The following is a 20549-nucleotide window of genomic DNA, read 5'->3' on the forward strand; positions in this document are numbered from 1 at the left end:
TACTATAAAAAAGAGCTATTGTTTTAGTAAGTACATTATAAAATCATTCATTTTTTTGTCAATAATTAATTCGGCGTCAAATAAATAGCTCCGGGGGAAAAGCGCAAGGCGCAACCCTCAATCTGCAATTTTGCCGATTGCCAATTTCAGAAGTCAGAGTTTTTCGCGGACATCTGACCTCCGACCTCTGGCCTCTATTGAAAGCCGATTGTAGATTGCCGACCGCTCGAGTCCTTTATTTGATTTTATCATTTTGCAGTACACGGCGAAGCAATTCTTCACCCTCTTCCTTTTTTTGGGAAAGAAATGTTGCTGACAGAAGATGTTTTTCCTGCAACCATGAGGTAAAGTATCCGTTTTCGTTTTGAAAGGTATGGATGGCATTTGAGTGCGTCTCTTTTTCTCCCCATGACCTCCACAACTGAACCACCGCTTCAAATGCGATTGATGTCGCATCACGGTCTGGATATTTTATCAACAGTAGCAGTAAAGGGGCGGTCTCTTCCCTCGTTTTGTATTCTGCGATAAGGGCGTCCGTCTGTTTGCTTAAATGAAATACATTTTCTTCAATAAAATTATCGGATATATAGATATTATCCAGAATGATCTTTTCGTGAAAAAATTTCAGGCTTTCTTTCACAAGAGAATCCTCCGGCAAATAACGTACTATATCGGGGAGGATTTCTTTTTTGTAGGGCATTAAATCGATAATGGATTTACCAAAAGAAGTAATTTCTCCGCCAGAAATACTGCCCTCCCATGGCGCTACCTTTATGCAATACACATCATTCCATACACACAAGTAATTTTCAAACAAAGACGCCCTGTTGCCTAATGGTATCCCAATACCCGCACGGTCTTTTGTGAAGACGCCGAATGCGTCTTCCGCAGTTTCAAACTCCCAAACATCTATGGAAATCCTCTTCCCTGTATCATCTCCATACTCCGCATTCGTCACCCGGATAAACGAATACGCTAAATACAGCTCCGCGCCTCCATTTATATATTCATATAATTTTTCGCCTCCTTCGTAAATCCTCGGCTCTGCAATCCTTTTCCACTTTCCAAGTGTTTTGGGGAGAAAGTTGCCGGACGATACTATTTTTACAGACCTTTCTTTTTTTACCGTAGTTTGCGGCTGGATGCCTTCCACGACAATAGCGGAAGTCCCTAAAACGGGGCAGACCTTTTCACAGAAACCGCACCCTACGCAAACATCTTCTCTTACAAAAGGCCTGCGAATTTCCCGGCCTTGTTCGTCCACATAGGTATTAAAATGGATCGCCTTTGTCGGAACGGGGCACACCTCTTCACATACACCGCAATTAAAATCCTGCCATTCCTTCTTCAGTTCGGGAAGGCGTGAATAGCCCACCCATGGAATACATCTGTTATGGTCTATTCTGGCCTTTCCTAACGCGACCCACCGTTTTTCTTCAAGCGGCAAAGGTTTTATAGCCCCTGACGGACATACCCGTGTGCACAGCACACATCCATAATCACAATATCCTATCCGGGGTATTAATTGCGGCGTCCATATGCCTTCAATGCCATATTCCAATAACACAGGATGCAGTCCGTTCGTTTTGCAAACCTTCATACACTCCCCGCACCGTATGCAGCGGGCAATAAATTCTTTTTCATTCACCGCACCTGGCGGACGAATTATGGAAACGGTTTCCTTGTTTATTTTTTTCCGGTAGTTTAATTTCAAAAAAGGGGCGATTGCCGCGCCGGTAATCCCGCTTACAACAAATGCCCTCCTGGAAAGGCTGATAGCATGTTTTTGCAAAGAAGGCTGAAACCTCCTGAAGGTGACACTCTGTTCCGGACACACCTTCCGGCAGGTCATACACAAAATACACTCTCCCTCTTTCGTGCTTTTCCCATCGCTTTCCATTGCACCCATACCGCATTTTTCAACACACAAACCGCAGCTTGTGCATGTTGACGAAACATTCCGTTTAAAGAATGACCAGTCGGAGAAAAGAGCAAACAGCGCACCCATCGGACAAATATTCCTGCACCAGTAGCGCCGCAATACCATTCCAAAGGCAATGATGATCACAAAGGCAAACAAAATGATTCCGTGTGAACGGAAGAAAGGGGCATGCCAGGCAAAAAGGATTTTCTGGAAAAAGGCATGAAAAAAGGAAAATAAATAACCCAAAAGAGGAATATGTTCCAAATAAACAAAAAGGGAATCGTCCAGATGGATAATATAAGGATGGATACTCATTGCAAATACGCTTGTCGCGATGGAGAGGGGATCAAACCATCCGGCGCATTGCAGCCCCAGGAGCAGGCTTAATAAAAGAAATGCAAGGAGATAGTATTTCAGACATCTTCCGTCATAGAGCCTTCTTTGCGCATGTTTTCGAAAACTGGCAAAAAAACGGTCTGTGATATCTATTGTTGTTCCCAGAGGGCAAATCCACGCGCAGAAATAGCGCCCAAAGGGTATCGTTAGCAATAAGACAATGAATGCAGGCCAGTAGTTGAAAATAAACGCCCTTACCGCCATCATTGCCCCTATAGCAGAAAGGGGCCTCATGCGAAGAAATATGTTCGCCGGTGCATCTCTTTCGGTTAGAGGATCTAAAAAGAGCAGCAGATAAATGAATGCCGAGAAGCTAATGTATTGTATGACCCTGCGGAAATGAAAAGGCCAATTGTTTTGTGTGTGTTTGTCCTGCATCGCCGTTGATTACACGTGAAATTCTTCAAAACCCATTGATGTATAATCGATTTCCCCTAATCCCTCTTCATGGGATTTCCTGATATAGCCCACGTCCTTTGGCTGAATGCCAAACAATGTTGCGCCATATGCGTCAACTGCAACGGGGTCAGTGCTGACAATGATGCGCCTTGCGTGTTCCTGCGAATTATCTACATCATCCAGCCGTCCGCCAGTGGGTCCGTTCTTTTTTAAAATCCTGAAGGCGTCAAGCACGGTAAGATCTACTTTCACAAATTTGTTGAGATCTGCAATTTTTGGGTGTATATCGGTATGCAGACTTCCCCTGTCTCCTCCGATCATGCCAAAGACATTTTTCAAAGCCATGGAAAGCCTTGATGTGCCATGTTGTTTCGCTATGGGCACATTAATGAGGACGTCGACTTCGTCCTTATACACCATTTCCTCGTAAAATGACCACTGTTTTAAAACCGTGCCGTCCGGGATAACAAAATCCCTGAACCGATTTTTGTTTATGTATGAAACCTTCGCACCAGCCCGGATGGCGGCGGAAACAATGCCGCTCCTATTGTAAGATGTTTCTGGGTTTGCGGAACATGTATGGTCCATAACCACTACCGAACGGGCACCTGCATCTTTACATAATGCAACAAGCGCGGCAACGACGCAGGGGTTTGTATTGGCTGCAAATTCCGGAGACTGGTTCCATGCAATGTTTGGCTTGATAAGTACCCGGTCGCCATTGGAAACAAGTTTACGCATCCCACCCAGTGCGCTTATTGCACGCCTTACCATTTCTTTAACAACCACATCTTCTCCATTTGCGTTTGCACTATCTCCGTGAACCACAACTATCCCTGGCTTCAGATCATGTTCCTTCAATTGTTTCAGCGTAGGTTTCTTCTTTATTGCACGAAGATACGGAAGTCCATACACTCCCGCGCCTACGGCAATGCCTGTCTTTAAAAAACCTCGTCTACTGATTTTCCCTTTGCTATTCATCTTTTTAGATTTACGAATTACGGTTTGGGATGTACGATTTTAAATAGTACCTCATATGTTAAGGTACTATTTATCGAACAGAGGCACTGGAGTATCTCTTTCTTCCCCGCCAATTGCATAAAAATGATTATCATTGGAACCGATGTAAATTGCGCCATTTGGCCCAATGGCAGGTGATGCTTCAACCGCGGCCATTGTTTGGAATGACCATTTCAAATTGCCTTTTGAGTCGATGGCATAAAGTTTTCCGTCACTGGAACCAATGTAAACAGTTCCATCGGCATCGATTGCAGGGGATGATTCTACCCAACCCCCTGTTCTAAAGCTCCACTTTAATTTACAGTCAGGATAAATAGCATATACAAAGCCATTATATGCGCCGAACACAATTGCCCCATCCTTTCCTATTGCAGGACTGCTATGCACCGCTTTGCCGGTATTGACATACCAGCGAATGTTTCCGTCAGGATTTATGGCAACCATTCTCCCATTATCCGCGCCGACATACACCACCCCATCTTTTCCGATAGCGGGGGATGAAAACGAGGAATAGACGCCAGACCCCACTCTTTTTACCCACTTCTGGGCGCCATCAGCGGAAATTGCATGAAGGGTGCCTTTTTCTGCAAAGATACAGACCGAGCCATCATCCCATAGGGAAGGGGAGGCTTTTAAATTGCTTGGGGCAGTATATCTCCATTTTAATGTTCCATCAAGCGAGAGGACGTAGAGGTTGTTATCATCAGCGCCGAAATATACGGCATCTTTCGTTACCGCTGCCGAGGAGAGAATGATACCCTCCGTTTTATAAGTCCACACTACCTTTCCTTCAGGAGAAACAGCATACATTTTTTTATCCCGCGAACCAATATAAATTGTCCCATCCCTTCCGATAGCAGGAGAAGCTGTTATTTCGTCACCTACCTGAAGTACCCATTTTTCTGCACCATCCTGGTTAAGAGCATATAATCTGCCGTCTACCGAGCCGAAATAAATGACGCCGTCACACCCTACTGCAGGAGATGAGGTAATACGCGTATCAATTTTAAAAGCCCACTTTACCTCACTGTTTTTTGGCCCAACAAAAGGGCTTTGGCCGGTATGCTGCAAATCCCTTCGAAACATCTGCCATGGAATATCCGCATCTTCGGCATGGATAGATTTGAACTGAATAAGAATTGTTACTATAATGCAAAAACAGGAAATAAAAGAAAGGTTCATTTTTTTCAACATAACATTTGCTCCTGTAAATTAGCCAAATAAAGTCCTTTTTTATTATTTGTATCACATTCAGATTAAATATTATATAAAAATTGAACGGATAGTAAAATAAACGTTTTTGTAACACTTTAGTCTTTTGAAAAAGTAAAAACTGCCTTTTAGTACCTTAGCTGTAATTTCTTTGCATGTTTTGGCAAAATATTTAATGGTAAATCCGAAATGCTAAATACGAATCCACCCCCTGTACCCCCGCCACCGGGGGACATTCTCCCGCTTTGGAGGGGTAAGGGGAGGATTCCTGCTTTTTCCCAAACAGTCATCATGTTGCATTAGCAATACCCAGAAACGATGAAAATGGTTTTATAGTCATATCATATTGCGGTACATGTGCTTAAGCTATTTTTTGTAGTCTTGTTTTCAAGCCAGCGTTTGGAAACAAGCAGGGGAAATATTCAAAACCCCGTTTTTTTGTAATACTTTAGTTCTTTGAAAAATTTCAATAATAGCGCTGCTTGCCGTAAGCGTAGGGGGCGGATGATATAAACAGTTGCTGCTCGTTCCTTACTTAAAATATCTAAGCCCACTAAATTCATGTAGTGCGACGAACCTCGTCGCACTACAAATAACAATTTCCAGTTTCAAAAGACTAACGTGTTACCGTTTTTTTATTAGGATTTTGTATTTTGAAATTTGTTTCGTATTTCGTATTTCGTATTTTTTATTTCGCGCTTGTTTGATTCTTGCTTGTCCGGATTAGGGTCTAAACCCGAAAAAATTGTCGTTATACCGCGATTGCCATGCCCATTGCGGGGTTTAATTTATATGAACTTTCTTATACTTAACCAGGATTGGAACTGCCGTTGAAAACTGCAGAAAAAAATATGCCCAAACAGAAAAAAACATATTTCCGTTTTTTCAAGACCATAAAAATAAAACTTATTTTCTATCTTATACTAATTACTACCATCCCGATTCTTGTAGTAATCAGTACTTCATACAAAAAAGGGAAAAAGGCATTAAGCGAAAAAGTGGTGGAAAAACTCACTTCTATTGCTGATTTAAAAAAAACACAACTGAACAGTTGGCTACAGGAAAGGGTCGTAGATATTAGCGTTCTTTCTACAAACAAATCTTTAGAGGTATCTTTTTCCAATCTGCTGTATCTGAGAAAAGCATTTCGCACCATCGGCAGTATGAAAGAAACCGAGATCGGAAGGGTGTATTATAACCGGTTGTCAGAATATTTAAACAGCCTTAAGGAAAAACTCATTTATTGTGATGAGATATCTATCCTCGATATTGAAAACGGTGAAATTGTTATATCCACGAACCCTTCCAATATCGGTATGTTCGACAAGGATTTCCCTTATTACCTTGATGTCCTGAATAATAAGGGAATGCCTTTTAAAGATATCCACTATTCAGAATATACAAAGCAAATAGGCATGACTTTCTTTAGTACAACAAAACTCACTGATCCGATAACTATGGAGGAAACGGACGAAGTCAATGGCATTGTTCTTATCAGGGTAAACACGGAAGACTCCATCAATGCGTTAATGCAGGACTGGCCGGGAAGGGAAGATACCGGCGAAACGTTATTAGTACGCCGCAATGGCAACAAGTTGATATTTCTCAACAACTCGCGCCATTTGGCAAATACTGCACTAAGCCTGAGTATTCCCATAAGACTAATAGCGCCTGAATCTTTTATGCTCGACTCTATGGAAGAAGGCATTATGGAAGCGTATGATTACAGAGGGGTAGAAGTCCTTTGCGCTTTCCGCCATATTTCCCCTGTAAAGTGGGGGCTGCTGGTAAAGCAGGACAAACAGGAGGCCTTTAAGCCCATTACAAAATTAAAAATACATGTCATTACCTTAGTCAGCGCAAGCGTCCTCGTTATCATAGCTATCGTTTTCATCATTACCCATGGAATAACTCAGCCGATTCTTCAACTGGTGAAGGGAGCGGAAGCAATTGGCAAGGGAAGCCTTAACCACAGAATATCAATTAAATCAGGAGATGAGGTTGGCAGGCTTGCGTCCGAGTTTAACAAAATGGCAGAAAAGCTGGAAGAATCATACGCAGGACTTGAACAAAGAATAAGAGAGAGAACCTCTCAGTTGAGGGCTTCTGAAGAAAAATACAGGGAATCAATAAATCTTGCCAATGACGCCATTTTCACCCTTGACCCGGATATGGCGCATATTGTTGATTCAAACAAAAAGGCGGAAGAACTATCGGGATACACAAAAAAGGAATTAAGCCGGAGAAAAATATGGGAGATTGTGCCGGAATATGACCGGCAAAAAACCAAACATTTATGGCGTGAAATAAATAAGAAAGGCTCCGGTATGCTGGACAACCTTGATTGCCAGCATGCTGACGGAAGAATCATCCCCACGAGCATTAGCGCAAGTATTATTGCATATGGCAAAAAAAGGACGATTCAATGGATTTGCAGGGACGTCACCGAAAGAAAAAGGATGGAAATGCAGCTTATTCAAACCGAACGCCTTGCCGCTGTCGGCGAATTGGCGGCGGGCGTTGCCCATGAAATAAACAACCCGCTGGGAGGATTGCTAAATTTCGTAAAAATGATGTCCAGGGAACCGGAAAATATTTCACAAAACAAAGAATTTCTGGAATTAATGGCAGAAGGATTGAAAAGGATAGAAGTTATTGTAAAACAGCTCATGGCATTTTCCCGTCCTTATTCAACACATATGGACAATCATTGCGTAAATACGGTAGTAAGAAATTCCATACGGTTTTTGGATCACCGCATCAAAGAACAACGGATAACACTGGAAGAACGTCTGTTTTCCGGCTTGCCGGAAATTTACGCAGATGCTGATCAGATTTCACAGGTGATAATTAACATTCTGGTAAACGCGCTTGACTGCATGGATGACGGCGGAAAACTCACCATTGCCACCGGCCATTGCAACCATCTGAAATCAAGCATACACATAAAAATTACCGATACCGGGCCTGGCATTAACGATGATATTGCCAGCAGGATCTTCAACCCTTTTTTCACCACAAAAGAAATGGGAAGCGGCCTGGGACTTGCCATTAGCAAAAGGATTGTGGAAGACCATGACGGAAACATTTTTGTGGATAGCAAGCCCGGCAAAGGAACAACATTCTCTATATGTTTGCCTGTGAGAAAGGCAACAACGTAGCAAGGACTGCGGATAAAGACGCCTGGGAAAACCGTACAATGACGTAAAACAGCGACTAAAAAACACTTTCTCTTTACAATAGCAATATTTTCCTGTTAACTTAAAAAAAACCACCGCGGCAGAATGGAGAGGATAAAATAATTTTATACTTTAGTTCTATGAAAAAAACCGCTAGTTCCCAAGCTCCAGCTTGAGAACCGGCGGTTTAAATATTAAATGGTAAAATCCGAATGTTTAATTTTTTTAATCTGTACAATCTGTGTAATCTTTGGTTCCGCCTTTCGTATTTCGTATTTCGTGCTTATTTTGTTCTGGCAATGCCAGTTTAGGAGTTTCACATGAGCAACAAGATTTTAATTGTCGATGATGAAAAACTAATGAGGATTTCACTGGAGAGTCAGTTAAAAAAAGAAGGGTATGATGTAAGTTCTGTTGACAACGCAAATGAAGGGATGAGTTTGATAAGGTCGGAAGAATTTGACATAGTGGTGACGGACTTACGATTGCCAAACATGAATGGCATGGAGCTGTTAAAAGAAATTAAAAATTATAATCCGGACATTATAGTCGTAATTATGACTGCGTATGGAACCCTCGAAAGCGCTGTCGCCGCAACAAAGGAAGGGGCGTATGACTATATTGCAAAACCCTTTTCCACTGACGAATTGATCATTAAGTTACAAAGGGCGCTTCAACACAAAAACACAACCGCTGAAGTGACCCGCCTGAGAAGAGAAATACAATCTGAATTTGAGTTTCATAATATCGTTGGAAGCAGTCACGCAATGAAAAAACTTATTGAAACGGTAAAAGAAATATCTGACAGAGATTCCACCATTCTCATACAGGGAGAGAGCGGTACCGGCAAAGAAAAAATTGCGGGGGCAGTGCATTATCATAGCGGCAGGAAAATGGGTCCCTTTATCCGGGTAAGCTGCGCCGCCCTAAACAGAGAAATACTGGAAAGCGAACTTTTCGGACATGAAAAAGGCTCCTTTACCGGTGCGATAAAGACAAGACGCGGCAGATTTGAGCTTGCAAACGGAGGCTCTATTTTCCTCGACGATGTGGATGACATCCCTTTGGATATGCAGGTAAAATTGTTGCGGGTAATCCAGGAAAGGACATTTGAAAGAGTAGGCGGCGAAAAAACCCTTTCCATTAACGTAAGGATCATTTGCGCCACCAAAAAAGATCTTCTGCTACTGGCAAAAAAGGGAGAGTTCCGGGAAGATTTGTTTTACCGGTTAAACGTGGTGCCGATTACCATTCCCCCCCTTCGTGAAAGGAAGGACGATATCCCTCGTTTAATCAATTATTTTCTTAAAAAATTTGTATCAAGGCATGAAGACGCCTTGCCGGGAGTCTCCAGGGAAACCTTAAATGTTCTTATGGAATATAACTGGCCCGGAAATGTAAGAGAACTTGAAAATGTAATAGAACATGCCGTTGCGTTTTCCCATTCTCATGGCATTACTATCGATACACTGCCTGATTATTTAAAAAGAGTAGAAATCCACAAAAAACTCATTTCTATGGATTTATCAAACACTCAAACAATTCAATTACACGATGTTCTTACCGAGGTAGAAAAAAGACTTATCGAATGGGCGCACCAGAAAACAAACGGTAATCAGGTGAAGATGGCAGAAATACTCGGTATTCCAAGAACCACGCTCCGCAACAAATTGGTCCGCTTGAAATAACCTTATCCATATTATTAATCAATTTTGCGACCAATTTCAGGCAGTTCAAGTTGATTTTTTAACCTGAATACAATCCATTCTTCGAGGGTTTCCCGCAATTCCTCACGGCATTCTTCAAGCGTCTTTGCCCTGCCTCATACCCCCTTAAAACATGGCATCTCTCCCCAGTATGTATGGTTATCTTCAATTATCCCGTACTTCGCCATATCCATTGCTTTGTGAATATATTCTGTCCGCATAACAATCGCCTCAACAAAATAATAATGCTCTCAAACTCTAAATTCAGGAGTTCTGAAATTACTCTAAAAATAGGTGCTTTTAGCTATACCACAAATGGTGAACCGTCTGAGTATAAATGTTCAGGGGCAATTTGTCTGGCACTTACATCCGATACCCTTTGCCTTCAAAAATGATTCCCGACCCTCCTTCCAGGAAAAACCTGCGATCACTACCGCACCAATTGAGTCAAACCAGCCTATACCGGTAAGTTCATAACCGATGCTCGCAAAAAGGAGCGCAAAGGAAAGATATACACACGTTTTTGTACAATTTGCATCGGCTAATATCGCCGGAGAGCGAAGCGCCTTGCCAATTTTCACCTTATAATGAATCAATATCCACATGGTGACAATAGAGACTGCTGCGATAATAATACCCCAAAACGTAGTTTCCGGATGATGATGGGTAAAAATATTTACTATGGCAGTACCTGCAAGCCCAAACGTAAGCAAATAAAAGGCAAAACCCGTTATCCGGAGCGCTTGTCGTTCAAATATATCAGGTACCGCAGCAGGGTTCTTCCGCTGCCTCCTCACCATATGCCAGATGCCTACGCCTGAAATCACTTCCACAAATGAATCTAATCCAAAACCAAAAAGTGAAACAGTCTCATCTCCGAGCCCAAAACCAACAGAAACGCCGCCTTCCGCAATATTATAAAATATAGTAATAAGGGCAAGTACAGACGCCCATTTATAGAGTACGGCAACTTCTTTTTCCACAACGCCTCCCTCTTCAAATTCCAGCAGCAGTACAATACGAAACTTGCCCGATAGCAGTCGTTAGTCGGTAGTCGGCAATTTGCAGATTGAGGACTACCGATTGCCGATTGGTTAAGGCCTTGCCTCGCCTTGCAACATTCGTACACTTCCTTCAAAAATACCGCCTTTTTTTACTATTAATTTACGGCAGGTTATTGTGCCATGAACTTCTCCATGTTTTAAAATTTCCACCGCGCCCATTGCGGTGAGGTCGCCGTTTATTTTGCCATCGATAAAGGCATTCCCAACCAAAATATTTGATATCTCTATCGTTCCTTTTTTCTTTAAATACAACGTACCGTGAGTCTGAAGATTTCTTCCTAAAATCGATTTTACCTTGTAATCGCTCAGTTCATTTCGGTTATAACAATAAATACATGATACCGCCTGCGCGTTTTTATCTGCATAAATTCCCTTCCCGCACTTAAAACAAAAAACCTCTCTTTTCCCAACAGTTGTGCTTTTTGCTTTTTGGGAAGGGGAAAGGATTTCTTTCACATTGACATGCCGGCTACAATGGCTGCATAGTATCGACTCGCAATAAACCGATACGGTAAGACAGCCCTTGCAATAGGGGCATGTTATTTCGATAACATCAGGCACTTCATTGTTTTTAAACTTCATCAGATTAAAAATACCACAAATAAGGGGGATATCGCATGCTCTGTAAAAACCTCGTTACTTTTAGATTTACGAAGTACGATTTTAGATTTTAAATCGTACTTCGTACCTCCAGCCTACAGGGCTTTACCTGCCGTCTTGTTTTCGTTCATTTTAGGCCTCTCCGTAAATCCTTCAGGATGTACGCTGCATTTGCCGACAAATATAACGCCTTCGTCAATTACAAGCGTTTTCGCCTGCAAATCCCCCATTAATTTTGCGTTTTTCCTAAGTTCAACCCTTTCAGAAGCGATAATATTTCCGTCCACTTGCCCCTCGACAATGGCATTCTTCACCTTAACATTCGCCTTGACAACGCCGGTGCTTCCGACAATAACCTCTCCTTCGTCTGTTAACATCTCTCCGTCAAATTTTCCGTCAATTTTTAGCGTTCTGGTAAACTTAATAGTACCCCTGAACTCCGCATCCGGCGTCAAATACGTTATATTTCCCTCTCCCATCCCAACCTCCTTTTTTGATTTACTATTTTTTTCTCTTTCATCGGAAACCATCGTTCCCCTTCGGAATAAACCTGCCATATCATACTGCCTTTCCTAAACTGGCATAGCCAGAACCAAACAAACAGGAAATAAAAAATACGAAATACGAAGTACGAAACAAATCCGAATAACAAAGCATAAAATTCAAAACAAATCCAAAACATACCTGTCTGCGTGCAATCACGCACAGGCAGGCAACAATATGAAGCACGAGACGCGAGATACTAAAGGTGCACTTGTTTAGAATTTCAAATCATTTTGTCATTAGAATTTGCTTCGGATTTAGTGTTTCGGATTTCACCATTTATTAACAGGCTCTATTTTATTCGTTACCCGTATTATATCAAAGGAAATATTGCACCATTTTTTATGCGACAATCCCCGTTTGAAAACCTGTAAACGGTTTCGGTTTTTTGAAAAACACCCATGCAGGAAAAATCTTCCGTCAACGGCGACTGATTTACCGCAAGATAATATGCTTGTAAATGTTGTCTTCCGGGAATAAAATGTGCCTTTTCTGTAAAGGATAAAACTCAATTCTATCAATTATGAGAATGAACAGAATCAGAAATAGTATCGCCTGTTTTCAGATACTGATTATGGTGTTTTTGGCGTTATGCAGCGCCGGCATTGTTATTAACCCTCCGAAAAAGCAGGTTGCATTTTCGTGTATGGATCATGAATGTGGCTGCAAATCCGAAGCGGATTGCAGGACAAATTGCTGTTGTTTTCCTGCCGGAGACCGTTTAGTGTCACAAAATGATGCAAAGCAACAGAAAAACGGATTTCATTCTTTCATAAGCAGTATACAATGTAAATCGGGAAGCGATACACTGGCTTTTATAAAGGGCAATCTTAAATACATACTGGAAGACCCTGCAACAGACTACCGATTGGCATTTTTATGTTTTCTCTGCAATGACCCATTCATTCAACCATGCGAACCTGTAGTTTCGCCTCCTGAAAAGCCACCGCGTTACCTCTCATAAATCCACCTTTTGTTACAACACAAAACAATATACCCTTCGATAAAATAAGATGCGGCAGATGAACAGAGATAGTGTTTGCACACCAGAGCACCCCATCATATGTTTTTGGCTGCGACGGCCTGTTTTCTGCCTTATATTTTGTCAGTATCAGGCATGAAAGCCTGATGCATTCGAATTATACTCATTTTAAAAACAGGAGAAAATAACATATGTTACAACCTAAAAGATATATTCCCATTATCTCATTTTTAGGGGCAATGATTATTTCGGGGAATGCTATTGCCCATACAACGGTCATGTCGAAAAATACCCCGGATAGTTACAATTCCCGTGATGAACTTGAAGGAACGACCAGCCTTAATTATTTTAGTATAACTCACGGGTGCGACGGACAATCCATACGGGCGCAAAGTGTTGTTTTCCCCAATGGTGCGGATTCTATTGCCGAGCGATCTGATACAGAAGAGTCGGTTAATCTTCACGATCATATAGAAGGCAATCCTGTCATGGGCGCGAAACCTGCGGTAAACAGTCTTTTTAAAAAAATAAAAACACTGGAGGGATCTGTCCCGGCATTTACCTCGCATGGTACTGAAAAAACAGAAGACGTCAGGGCTTTTGTATTTACAAATGGGAATCTGAAGGATGGTTATCTGGGGGTTATTCCATGGAGCGCAACCTTTCCTACATTCAAACCGGATTCCTGCGCAACAGCGCTTACCGTATACATTGCCATTGCCAATTATTGTACCAAATCCACAGACGATACCGACCGTGCCGATATCTGGATTGGCCGTTTAACGAAAAAGTTTGATGACGAAGACGTCGTTTCCGTTGGCTTTTGGCCGTACCTTAAGGTAGTAAGAGACCTTGAAAACAATCCCCTTCCTGAGGGGTGCGATGGAGGATTTGAGATCAGTGTGTATCCTTCAGATGAGGCAATTGATGAATACCTGCCGGTAGACGGATATTGGCCTGCAGAAGGGAAGAATGGAAAAGGTGGTAAAAAAGATAAAGACGATGGAGAGCATGAAGACCATAGCGGACATAATCATTAATGATGCTTTTTACATAATTTTTTAATGTTATGGTTCTGGTGGAGGGACAGACTTAAAACCTGTCCCTCCACTGTCTTTATCTTGTTTTTCTATTCTCAGGAAAGGGTCTGTTGTATGAGAATTCTAATAACGATGGCTTTGTTTTTATTATTTGTCAACAGGGCGGTATTTGCTTTAGGCGAATGCGGCCTTGCATGCAGCCTTTCAGGCTCAACAATTTCGGAAGTAACTTTTGGAGATAAATTTGGGTTGTCACTTCAGTATGTCTATACGAAAATGGAGACAATAAGGGACGGTGACAGTCGTATCGGCAGCAACACATTATTGGATAAGGTTGCTTCTGAGTGGCCTGATATGCCTGAAGGGTCAAAAAGTTTTACAATACCTACGAGAATGATTATGCAGAAATACACGATTACCGGTTCATATGCAGCCACAGACCGATTACAGTTTCTTGTTTCCGTTCCCTATCTTATCAATGATATGGACATGAAAATGCGGATGCGGCATCAAATGGACGGGGAACATTTTATGGACATGGATATGAAAATGGAGATGGAAACTGTTGAAGGGCTTGGTGATATATCCATTATGGGATTATACTCCCTGCGTGAAAATGAGATTGATCGCCCTGCAGAGAGGCTTATGGTCGGGTTTGGACTAAAAACTCCTACCGGTAAAAATGACGAAAATACCGATTCCGGCAATCGTGTGCATGCTATGATGCAATTGGGAACAGGCTCATGGGATCCTCTTTTCCTTGTTAATTATATGCGTGAATTTTCCCCCTTTGTTTTGCAAGGGAATCTGCTCTACCAGCTTACAACGGCAGGAGACGAAGGTTACGAGTTTGGCGATCAGATTTCATTAGATATTTCTGCAAGATATCCTGTGAATAAATATATCAGCCCCGGGCTTGAATTAAACGGACTTCACACAGGCAGTAACAATGACCATGATAATAATTTCTCAAGACCTGAAACGTCTCTGCTTGACAATCCTGACAACACGGGTATCACAGCATTTTACGTTACACCCCTTGTTAATGTAAAAATCCCTAAGACGGGATGCAGCACCGACTTGAAATTTCAGTATCCGCTATATCAGCATGTAAGAGGCATTCAGCAGGTAGTGGATTGGCGGATAATGGCTTCGGTTGTGTGGAATTTTTAAACATGGAATAGTTGTTTTTATTAGGGATTCCTGACGAAGTCTGTATAATAGAGCCATTTCGTAACTATTCAGTGTGTATCATTCATGCTGAATAGTTACGAATATTTTGCCAAAAAGTGCAAAGAAATTACTGATAAAGTACCAAACGTTGAACTATGGAAAAATCATCATCAGCTTATCCGAGAATATTGGTAGCAGGCACGCATAGCGGTGCTGGCAAAACAACCGTTACCCTTGGTTTAATGTCGGCATTAAAAGAAAAGGGATACTCCGTACAGGGCTTTAAAACGGGGCCTGATTATATTGACCCTTCGCATCATACGGCCATTACCGGCAGATTGTCCCGTAATCTGGACACATGGCTCATGAGCAGGGATGTATGCCTAGAATTGTTTGACCATGCGATGGACAATGCGGATATTGCCCTCATAGAAGGGGTAATGGGGCTGTTTGACGGCTCATTAAATGGAACGGAATCCGGAAGTTCCGCCGGTCTTTCAAAGGTATTAAAAGCACCGGTAATACTGGTGATGGATGCAAAGGGTATGTCAGGGAGTGCGGGGGCGGTGGCTCTGGGTTTCAAAAAGTTTGATGAGGAATTAGCTATCCATGGAATAATTTTGAACAGGGTGGGAAGCGAGCGGCATTACAATGCTGTTAAAAAATCAATTGAAGAGAACAGCGGCATTCCTGTGCTCGGATATCTGCCGAAGAATGATGAAATAGGACTGCCGGAGCGCCACCTGGGACTTGTACCTTCCATAGAACAGGAGTTTTCCAAAGCCGTGTATCAGAAAATAGGAGACATATTATCAAAGACGGTTGATATAGAAAGAATAATTGACATTGGTTTCTCGGCGGACAAGCTTCCTTCTTTTCAAAAGAAGATATTTAGCGGCATTTCGGAACGATATAATTTAAGAATTGCGGTCGCAATGGATGAGGCGTTTAATTTTTATTACCATGATAATCTTGATTTGCTGGAGGCATATGGTGTTGAACTTGCCTATTTCAGCCCTATGTATGATAAATATGTGCCGGCGGATGTTTCTGCCATTTATATAGGAGGCGGTTTTCCGGAATTGCATGCTCCATTGCTTTCGTCAAATACCACTATGAAGGAATCGATAAGAAAGGCATATAAGAACGGGGTAGTATTCTATGGTGAATGCGGGGGAATGATGTATTTGCTTGAGCATTTAACAGCGTTTAATAACAAGTCATATGAAATGTGTGGACTCTTTAAGGGTGGCACGAAAATGGAGCAAAAGAGGCAGGGCCTGGGGTATATTACCGTGAAGGGTATCCACGATACCCTGTTATGTAGAAAAGACGAGGTATTCAGAGCGCACGAATTTCACTGGTCATCACTGCACCAGATACCCGGGCATACGCCTTCTGCCTATGAAATTGTGAAAGAAGGACATGATAAACCAAAACAGGAAGGCTTCTTTACATCGCGTGCGCTTTGTTCCTATGTACACATCCATTTTGCATCAGATATCAGATTGTTAAGGCGTTTTCTCGAATCGGTCAGAATCGCGTCAATTCAGAAATGATAAGATGGCGGAAGGAATTTTTTCGAGAGATACTATTTTTTCCGCCGCTCCCAGTTTAATCGCCTCTTTCGGCATGCCAAATACAACGCAACTCTCTTCATCCTGAGCGATAGTATTCGCCCCTGCCTCCTTCATTTTCAAGAGACCACTTGCACCGTCATCGCCCATGCCCGTCATAATGACGCCGATTGCATTGGCTCCGGCATATTTTGCAACAGATTCGAATAATACTTCCACGGATGGCCTGTGTCTGCGAACGGGGGGATCCTGGTTTATGGTAACGTAATACCTCGCGCCACTCCTGTTTAGCGCCATATGGTAACCACCCGGCGCGATCAGCGCAGTTCCAGGAACAACACTTTCTCCATCCTTCGCCTCGCTTACACGTATAGCACATAGGGTATTCAGTCGGTCGGCAAATGCTTTTGTAAATAAAGCCGGCATATGCTGCACGATTACTATGCCGGGTGCATTAGGAGGCATTTGTGTCAACACTTCTTTCAATGCTTCTGTGCCTCCAGTGGAAGCGCCGATAGCAACAATTTTATGCGTGGTTTTAATTAGTGCCTGGCTTGTTTGTGGGCGTTTTGTATCAGTTGTTTTTAACACCTTTTTTTTAATTTTGACCCTTACGGATGTCCTTATCTTTTCCGCCAATTCATCTATGACGTCGTTAAGAGAGTTTGAAACATCCAGTGTGGGTTTCGCCACAAAATCCACCGCCCCAACCTCTAATGCTTTTAATGTGGTTTCACAGCCTGATTGTGTCAAAGAACTTACCATAATTACCGGCAAAGGATAATACGCCATCAATCTCTGCAAAAAAGATATCCCGTCCATCCGCGGCATTTCTACATCTAAAGTCACAACATCAGGTTTTAGCGTTACTATCTTATCTCTGGCGACAAACGGGTCAGGCGCTGTACCTACAACTTCAATGTCAGGGTATTTACTCAGGCCGGAAGAGAGAATTTTTCTCACGACAGCGGAATCATCTACAATCAAAACCTTTATTTTACCGTTCAAAAGAAAACCTCCTTAAAAAGGTGTTTTTCATAAATACACCAATATTATTTCTGATATACCGTTGGAATAACATAGTTGAATTTGCTGTTTGTGCCTGCCAGGCTTTCGGAATGGCCGATGAAAAGATGGCCTTCAGGTGCAAGGTGTTTGTAATACTTTGAAATAAGTTCGGTTTGTGTTTGCTTGTTAAAATAAATCATAACGTTTCTGCAAAATATAAAATCAAACTGTCCCTTAAAGGGAAAGGTTTGTTCCATTAAGTTAAACCTTCTAAACACAATAATATTTTTCAATACGTCCTTCACCTGATAGTAGTCTTCAAAGTTATCGCTGCCTTTTTTAAAATATGTCTGTAACCACTGGGCGTTTATGCTTTTTAAGCGGTCTTTATGATACAATCCCTTTTTTGCCTTTTCCAATACCCTGGTAGAAAGGTCTGTCGCCAATATTTTTACGTCCCATTTGTCTATTTGTTCGATACGTTCATTAAAAACCATAGAAAGACTGTAAGGTTCCTCCCCGGTTGAACATCCTGCGCTCCACACTCTTAATTTTTTTTCTTTCATTTTCTTCTTTTTTTTTAGCAATGCCGGAAGGAGTTTTTCTGATAAAAAATTAAAATGCGCAATTTCCCTGAAAAATTCAGTAAGATTAGTTGAAATGCAATCAATCATGTGAATCATTTCTTTCCCGGTAACATCCCTTTCCGTAACATAGGTATGGTATTCCCGGAAGGATTTCAGGGAAAGAGTGCGTAAACGCTTTGCCAGGCGGGATTTTAACAATTCTTTTTTCGCCGGGGAAAGGTTGATGCCGCTTTCGTCATAAATTAATTTCTGAAATAGGGCAAATTCCTGGTCAGTAAGGTCTATTTCCATACAATTTTTTTTTAAAAGTTAATGGGGATGTTCAGCTAAATCTGAAACACAGGCCGCTGCCATGCGCCATGAAATATCAGCTTTTCTGTATACGATAGCGGGTTTTTACGGAAGTATCTTTGTTAAAGGATTGCGATGTGAATAACAAAAAAATATATTGAATTTATACCACAAAACTGTCCATTATAATAAAAACAATGGCATTTATGCCATAGTGAATATCTGTTGCGGAAGCCTTTATAAAGGGAAGCGGTTGTGGTAGATGGATTTTTATTTGTTTATCAGCCTCAATGATACATTGTTATTATTGGGGAGGGAGATGATTCTCTTATTTATTCTTTGGCAAGTATAGAATTTAAGGACGATACCATGCGGTCGTCTTCAAATGGTTTTACCACAAAATCACATGCTCCGTTAAGAAGCGCCGCCTGTAATGCGTCCCGCTGGTCAATTGCCGAAATCATAACTACCTTTGCATTTTTATCATAAGCGAGTATGTCCTTCAGCCCCTGGATCCCATCTACTTCCGGCATTACGATATCCATGGTTACCGCATCAGGTTTTAATTCCTTATATTTTTCAAGGGCTTCCCTGCCGTTTTCCGCCTCTCCGACCACCAGAAAGTCGTTACGCGTCAATATTTGTTTGATAACCATTCTTACAACCTTCGCGTCATCCACAACAAGTATTCGTTTCATTTACGTTCTCCTATTGCATCTAATAGCTTTCCCAAAGATGCCAATTCAGGCAGGAGGAAAAGATAGCAAATAATTTCTGTTTTACAGATTTCAAAAATTGTTTCAACAAGTAGCAATTGATCGCTATAGATCCCTTGTTCCAACAAAAGACTTGAAAATATTATTCCCGCATAATCGTTATGCACTTGCGGCGGTTCCGGCAATAATGTAGCGTCGAAGTCTGAAACCAGCGTGTTGCTGATATGGCTTGCAAGAATATTCCCCAATTCCTGAGAGACGCTTTCGGTATCAGTGTTAAACTCTTTTGTTGTACCCACCGGTAGACGGAGATAATAGTCCGTCAGTATTGTAGAACCTTCAAGAGGCAGCATAAACAGCATTTTACAGCCGAAGTTGCCTTTAAAATTGACAATAATGCCGGTCATTTCCCTCGTGTCAGTATTCATTTTCTCAGTGGCTTCGTTAAAATCTGCCATGTAGATTTTAGAGAGAGTGATTTTTGCACCGGTCCTTAATGTCTTGGAAAGGGCCCTTGAAGCATTGTCGATAGAAAGCTTCATTATTACCTCCAACATCCGTAAGCGTTCCGGTGAAATAACCATTTTTTACCTTTGTTTTTGATAAATGCTATCTTTTCGCAAATAAAATAATAAAATTAATATACTTAATAAATACAGACAGCTTCTCCGAATATGCGGCATTCCACATTGCCGGTGGTTGTATCAAGCGCTATATTGTATCCCTTTGTTCCACCCGTTTTTGCCGCTACAATTTTGATACCTTCTTCTTTTAATATCCTGCGCACTTCATGTTCATTTTTTTCGCCAATATTAATGAGCTTCCCGGCGGTTTCGAACATCTTTGCGCCGCCAAATATTTTTGCAAGGAGGGTGTTTTTTGACGCTCCGCCGTTTTTGATGATTTGTCCGATAAAAAAAGGCAATCCCGGGTCAGCATATTTCGTTAATTTTTGATCATTCCCTATTTTTTTGGGCAGCATGATATGAAGGATGCCCCCTACTTTTACTATGGGGTCGTACAATGCTATTCCGATGCATGAACCGAGCAATGTCTTTAATTGGTTAGGAGCCCGTGCTATTTTTGCATCTCCAACGCCAACGGTGTAGATATTAGGGGCGTCGTTCATGTT

General features: G+C 41.8%; 17 protein-coding genes and 1 pseudogene. 6 read left to right on the forward strand and 12 right to left on the reverse strand.

The features are described 5' to 3' along the window. Positions 1-235: 235 nt before the first annotated feature. From M5U24_RS08900 to M5U24_RS08910, 3 genes are all read right to left on the reverse strand, one after another. Positions 236-2554: a 4Fe-4S binding protein gene (locus M5U24_RS08900; protein WP_172953489.1), complete on the reverse strand. Its 2319-nt coding sequence runs from the start codon at positions 2552-2554 to the stop codon at positions 236-238. Between the two features lie 153 nt (positions 2555-2707). Further along, on the reverse strand, positions 2708-3700 hold the full coding sequence (locus M5U24_RS08905; protein ID WP_099326059.1) for a DUF362 domain-containing protein: 993 nt from the start codon (positions 3698-3700) through the stop codon (positions 2708-2710). 66 nt (positions 3701-3766) lie between these two features. After that, on the reverse strand, positions 3767-4933 hold the full coding sequence (locus M5U24_RS08910; RefSeq protein WP_099326058.1) for a PQQ-binding-like beta-propeller repeat protein: 1167 nt from the start codon (positions 4931-4933) through the stop codon (positions 3767-3769). Positions 4934-5802: 869 nt separating this feature from the next. Here M5U24_RS08910 and M5U24_RS08915 point away from each other — a divergent pair. Together M5U24_RS08915 and M5U24_RS08920 are read left to right on the forward strand one after the other, a co-directional pair. Further along, the gene (locus tag M5U24_RS08915; protein WP_099326057.1) at positions 5803-8112 is read left to right on the forward strand and encodes a PAS domain-containing sensor histidine kinase; all 2310 of its coding nucleotides are present in this window, start codon (positions 5803-5805) and stop codon (positions 8110-8112) included. Positions 8113-8450: 338 nt separating this feature from the next. Continuing rightward, complete coding sequence (locus M5U24_RS08920) at positions 8451-9818, forward strand: sigma-54 dependent transcriptional regulator (protein ID WP_099326056.1); 1368 nt, start codon at positions 8451-8453, stop codon at positions 9816-9818. Between the two features lie 14 nt (positions 9819-9832). On the opposite strand, the pseudogene M5U24_RS18495 reads toward M5U24_RS08920, so the two are convergent. The 4 genes and pseudogenes from M5U24_RS18495 to M5U24_RS08935 all read right to left on the reverse strand — a co-directional run bounded on the left by M5U24_RS18495 (position 9833) and on the right by M5U24_RS08935 (position 12057). Then, a pseudogene (locus M5U24_RS18495) lies at positions 9833-10057 on the reverse strand (hypothetical protein). A gap of 120 nt (positions 10058-10177) precedes the next feature. Continuing rightward, entirely contained in the window at positions 10178-10819 is a 642-nt protein-coding gene (locus M5U24_RS08925; RefSeq protein ID WP_099326055.1) for a cation transporter, read from the reverse strand. A 111-nt stretch (positions 10820-10930) separates the two neighbouring features. Further along, on the reverse strand, positions 10931-11482 hold the full coding sequence (locus M5U24_RS08930) for a polymer-forming cytoskeletal protein (RefSeq protein WP_099326054.1): 552 nt from the start codon (positions 11480-11482) through the stop codon (positions 10931-10933). A 113-nt stretch (positions 11483-11595) separates the two neighbouring features. Beyond that, positions 11596-12057, reverse strand: coding sequence for a polymer-forming cytoskeletal protein (locus M5U24_RS08935; RefSeq protein WP_099326053.1), 462 nt, complete (start codon positions 12055-12057; stop codon positions 11596-11598). A 515-nt stretch (positions 12058-12572) separates the two neighbouring features. Between M5U24_RS08935 and M5U24_RS08940 the strand changes: the two genes are divergently transcribed. The 4 genes from M5U24_RS08940 (at position 12573) to M5U24_RS08955 (ending at position 16797) form a co-directional block, all read left to right on the forward strand. Continuing rightward, positions 12573-13007: a hypothetical protein gene (locus tag M5U24_RS08940; protein WP_157820642.1), complete on the forward strand. Its 435-nt coding sequence runs from the start codon at positions 12573-12575 to the stop codon at positions 13005-13007. A gap of 209 nt (positions 13008-13216) precedes the next feature. Further along, positions 13217-14065, forward strand: a complete 849-nt coding sequence (locus M5U24_RS08945) for a hypothetical protein (RefSeq protein ID WP_099326050.1) — start codon at positions 13217-13219, stop codon at positions 14063-14065. Between the two features lie 114 nt (positions 14066-14179). Next, positions 14180-15238, forward strand: a complete 1059-nt coding sequence (locus M5U24_RS08950) for a transporter (protein WP_157820641.1) — start codon at positions 14180-14182, stop codon at positions 15236-15238. 155 nt (positions 15239-15393) lie between these two features. Beyond that, positions 15394-16797, forward strand: a complete 1404-nt coding sequence (locus M5U24_RS08955; RefSeq protein WP_099326048.1) for a cobyrinate a,c-diamide synthase — start codon at positions 15394-15396, stop codon at positions 16795-16797. Here M5U24_RS08955 and M5U24_RS08960 read toward each other — a convergent pair. The 5 genes from M5U24_RS08960 to M5U24_RS08980 all read right to left on the reverse strand — a co-directional run bounded on the left by M5U24_RS08960 (position 16783) and on the right by M5U24_RS08980 (position 20546). Further along, on the reverse strand, positions 16783-17823 hold the full coding sequence (locus M5U24_RS08960; RefSeq protein WP_099326047.1) for a chemotaxis response regulator protein-glutamate methylesterase: 1041 nt from the start codon (positions 17821-17823) through the stop codon (positions 16783-16785). The genes M5U24_RS08955 and M5U24_RS08960 overlap by 15 nt on opposite strands. Positions 17824-17867: 44 nt before the next feature. After that, entirely contained in the window at positions 17868-18701 is an 834-nt protein-coding gene (locus tag M5U24_RS08965; protein WP_099326046.1) for a CheR family methyltransferase, read from the reverse strand. A gap of 332 nt (positions 18702-19033) precedes the next feature. Next, complete coding sequence (locus tag M5U24_RS08970) at positions 19034-19399, reverse strand: response regulator (protein WP_099326045.1); 366 nt, start codon at positions 19397-19399, stop codon at positions 19034-19036. Then, on the reverse strand, positions 19396-19959 hold the full coding sequence (locus tag M5U24_RS08975) for a hypothetical protein (protein WP_157820640.1): 564 nt from the start codon (positions 19957-19959) through the stop codon (positions 19396-19398). The genes M5U24_RS08970 and M5U24_RS08975 overlap by 4 nt, the downstream gene beginning before the upstream one ends. A gap of 104 nt (positions 19960-20063) precedes the next feature. Next, complete coding sequence (locus M5U24_RS08980) at positions 20064-20546, reverse strand: chemotaxis protein CheD (RefSeq protein ID WP_099326043.1); 483 nt, start codon at positions 20544-20546, stop codon at positions 20064-20066. Positions 20547-20549: the final 3 nt, after the last annotated feature.

The organism is Candidatus Kuenenia sp., assembly GCF_027493735.1.
Taxonomy (GTDB): domain Bacteria; phylum Planctomycetota; class Brocadiia; order Brocadiales; family Brocadiaceae; genus Kuenenia; species Kuenenia stuttgartiensis_A.

Excerpts from the sequence above, each read along its gene's own strand:
- M5U24_RS08940 (WP_157820642.1), top strand. The coding sequence starts at position 12,573 with ATGAACAGAATCAGAAATAGTATCGCCTGTTTTCAGATACTGATTATG.
- M5U24_RS08950 (WP_157820641.1), top strand. The coding sequence starts at position 14,180 with ATGAGAATTCTAATAACGATGGCTTTGTTTTTATTATTTGTCAACAGG.
- M5U24_RS08970 (WP_099326045.1), bottom strand. The coding sequence starts at position 19,399 with ATGAAACGAATACTTGTTGTGGATGACGCGAAGGTTGTAAGAATGGTT.
- M5U24_RS08955 (WP_099326048.1), top strand. The coding sequence starts at position 15,394 with ATGGAAAAATCATCATCAGCTTATCCGAGAATATTGGTAGCAGGCACG.
- M5U24_RS08945 (WP_099326050.1), top strand. The coding sequence starts at position 13,217 with ATGTTACAACCTAAAAGATATATTCCCATTATCTCATTTTTAGGGGCA.
- M5U24_RS08975 (WP_157820640.1), bottom strand. The coding sequence starts at position 19,959 with ATGAAGCTTTCTATCGACAATGCTTCAAGGGCCCTTTCCAAGACATTA.
- M5U24_RS08915 (WP_099326057.1), top strand. The coding sequence starts at position 5,803 with ATGCCCAAACAGAAAAAAACATATTTCCGTTTTTTCAAGACCATAAAA.
- M5U24_RS08920 (WP_099326056.1), top strand. The coding sequence starts at position 8,451 with ATGAGCAACAAGATTTTAATTGTCGATGATGAAAAACTAATGAGGATT.
- M5U24_RS08905 (WP_099326059.1), bottom strand. The coding sequence starts at position 3,700 with ATGAATAGCAAAGGGAAAATCAGTAGACGAGGTTTTTTAAAGACAGGC.
- M5U24_RS08980 (WP_099326043.1), bottom strand. The coding sequence starts at position 20,546 with ATGAACGACGCCCCTAATATCTACACCGTTGGCGTTGGAGATGCAAAA.
- M5U24_RS08910 (WP_099326058.1), bottom strand. The coding sequence starts at position 4,933 with ATGTTGAAAAAAATGAACCTTTCTTTTATTTCCTGTTTTTGCATTATA.
- M5U24_RS08900 (WP_172953489.1), bottom strand. The coding sequence starts at position 2,554 with ATGAGGCCCCTTTCTGCTATAGGGGCAATGATGGCGGTAAGGGCGTTT.
- M5U24_RS08930 (WP_099326054.1), bottom strand. The coding sequence starts at position 11,482 with ATGAAGTTTAAAAACAATGAAGTGCCTGATGTTATCGAAATAACATGC.
- M5U24_RS08965 (WP_099326046.1), bottom strand. The coding sequence starts at position 18,701 with ATGGAAATAGACCTTACTGACCAGGAATTTGCCCTATTTCAGAAATTA.
- M5U24_RS08935 (WP_099326053.1), bottom strand. The coding sequence starts at position 12,057 with ATGGCAGGTTTATTCCGAAGGGGAACGATGGTTTCCGATGAAAGAGAA.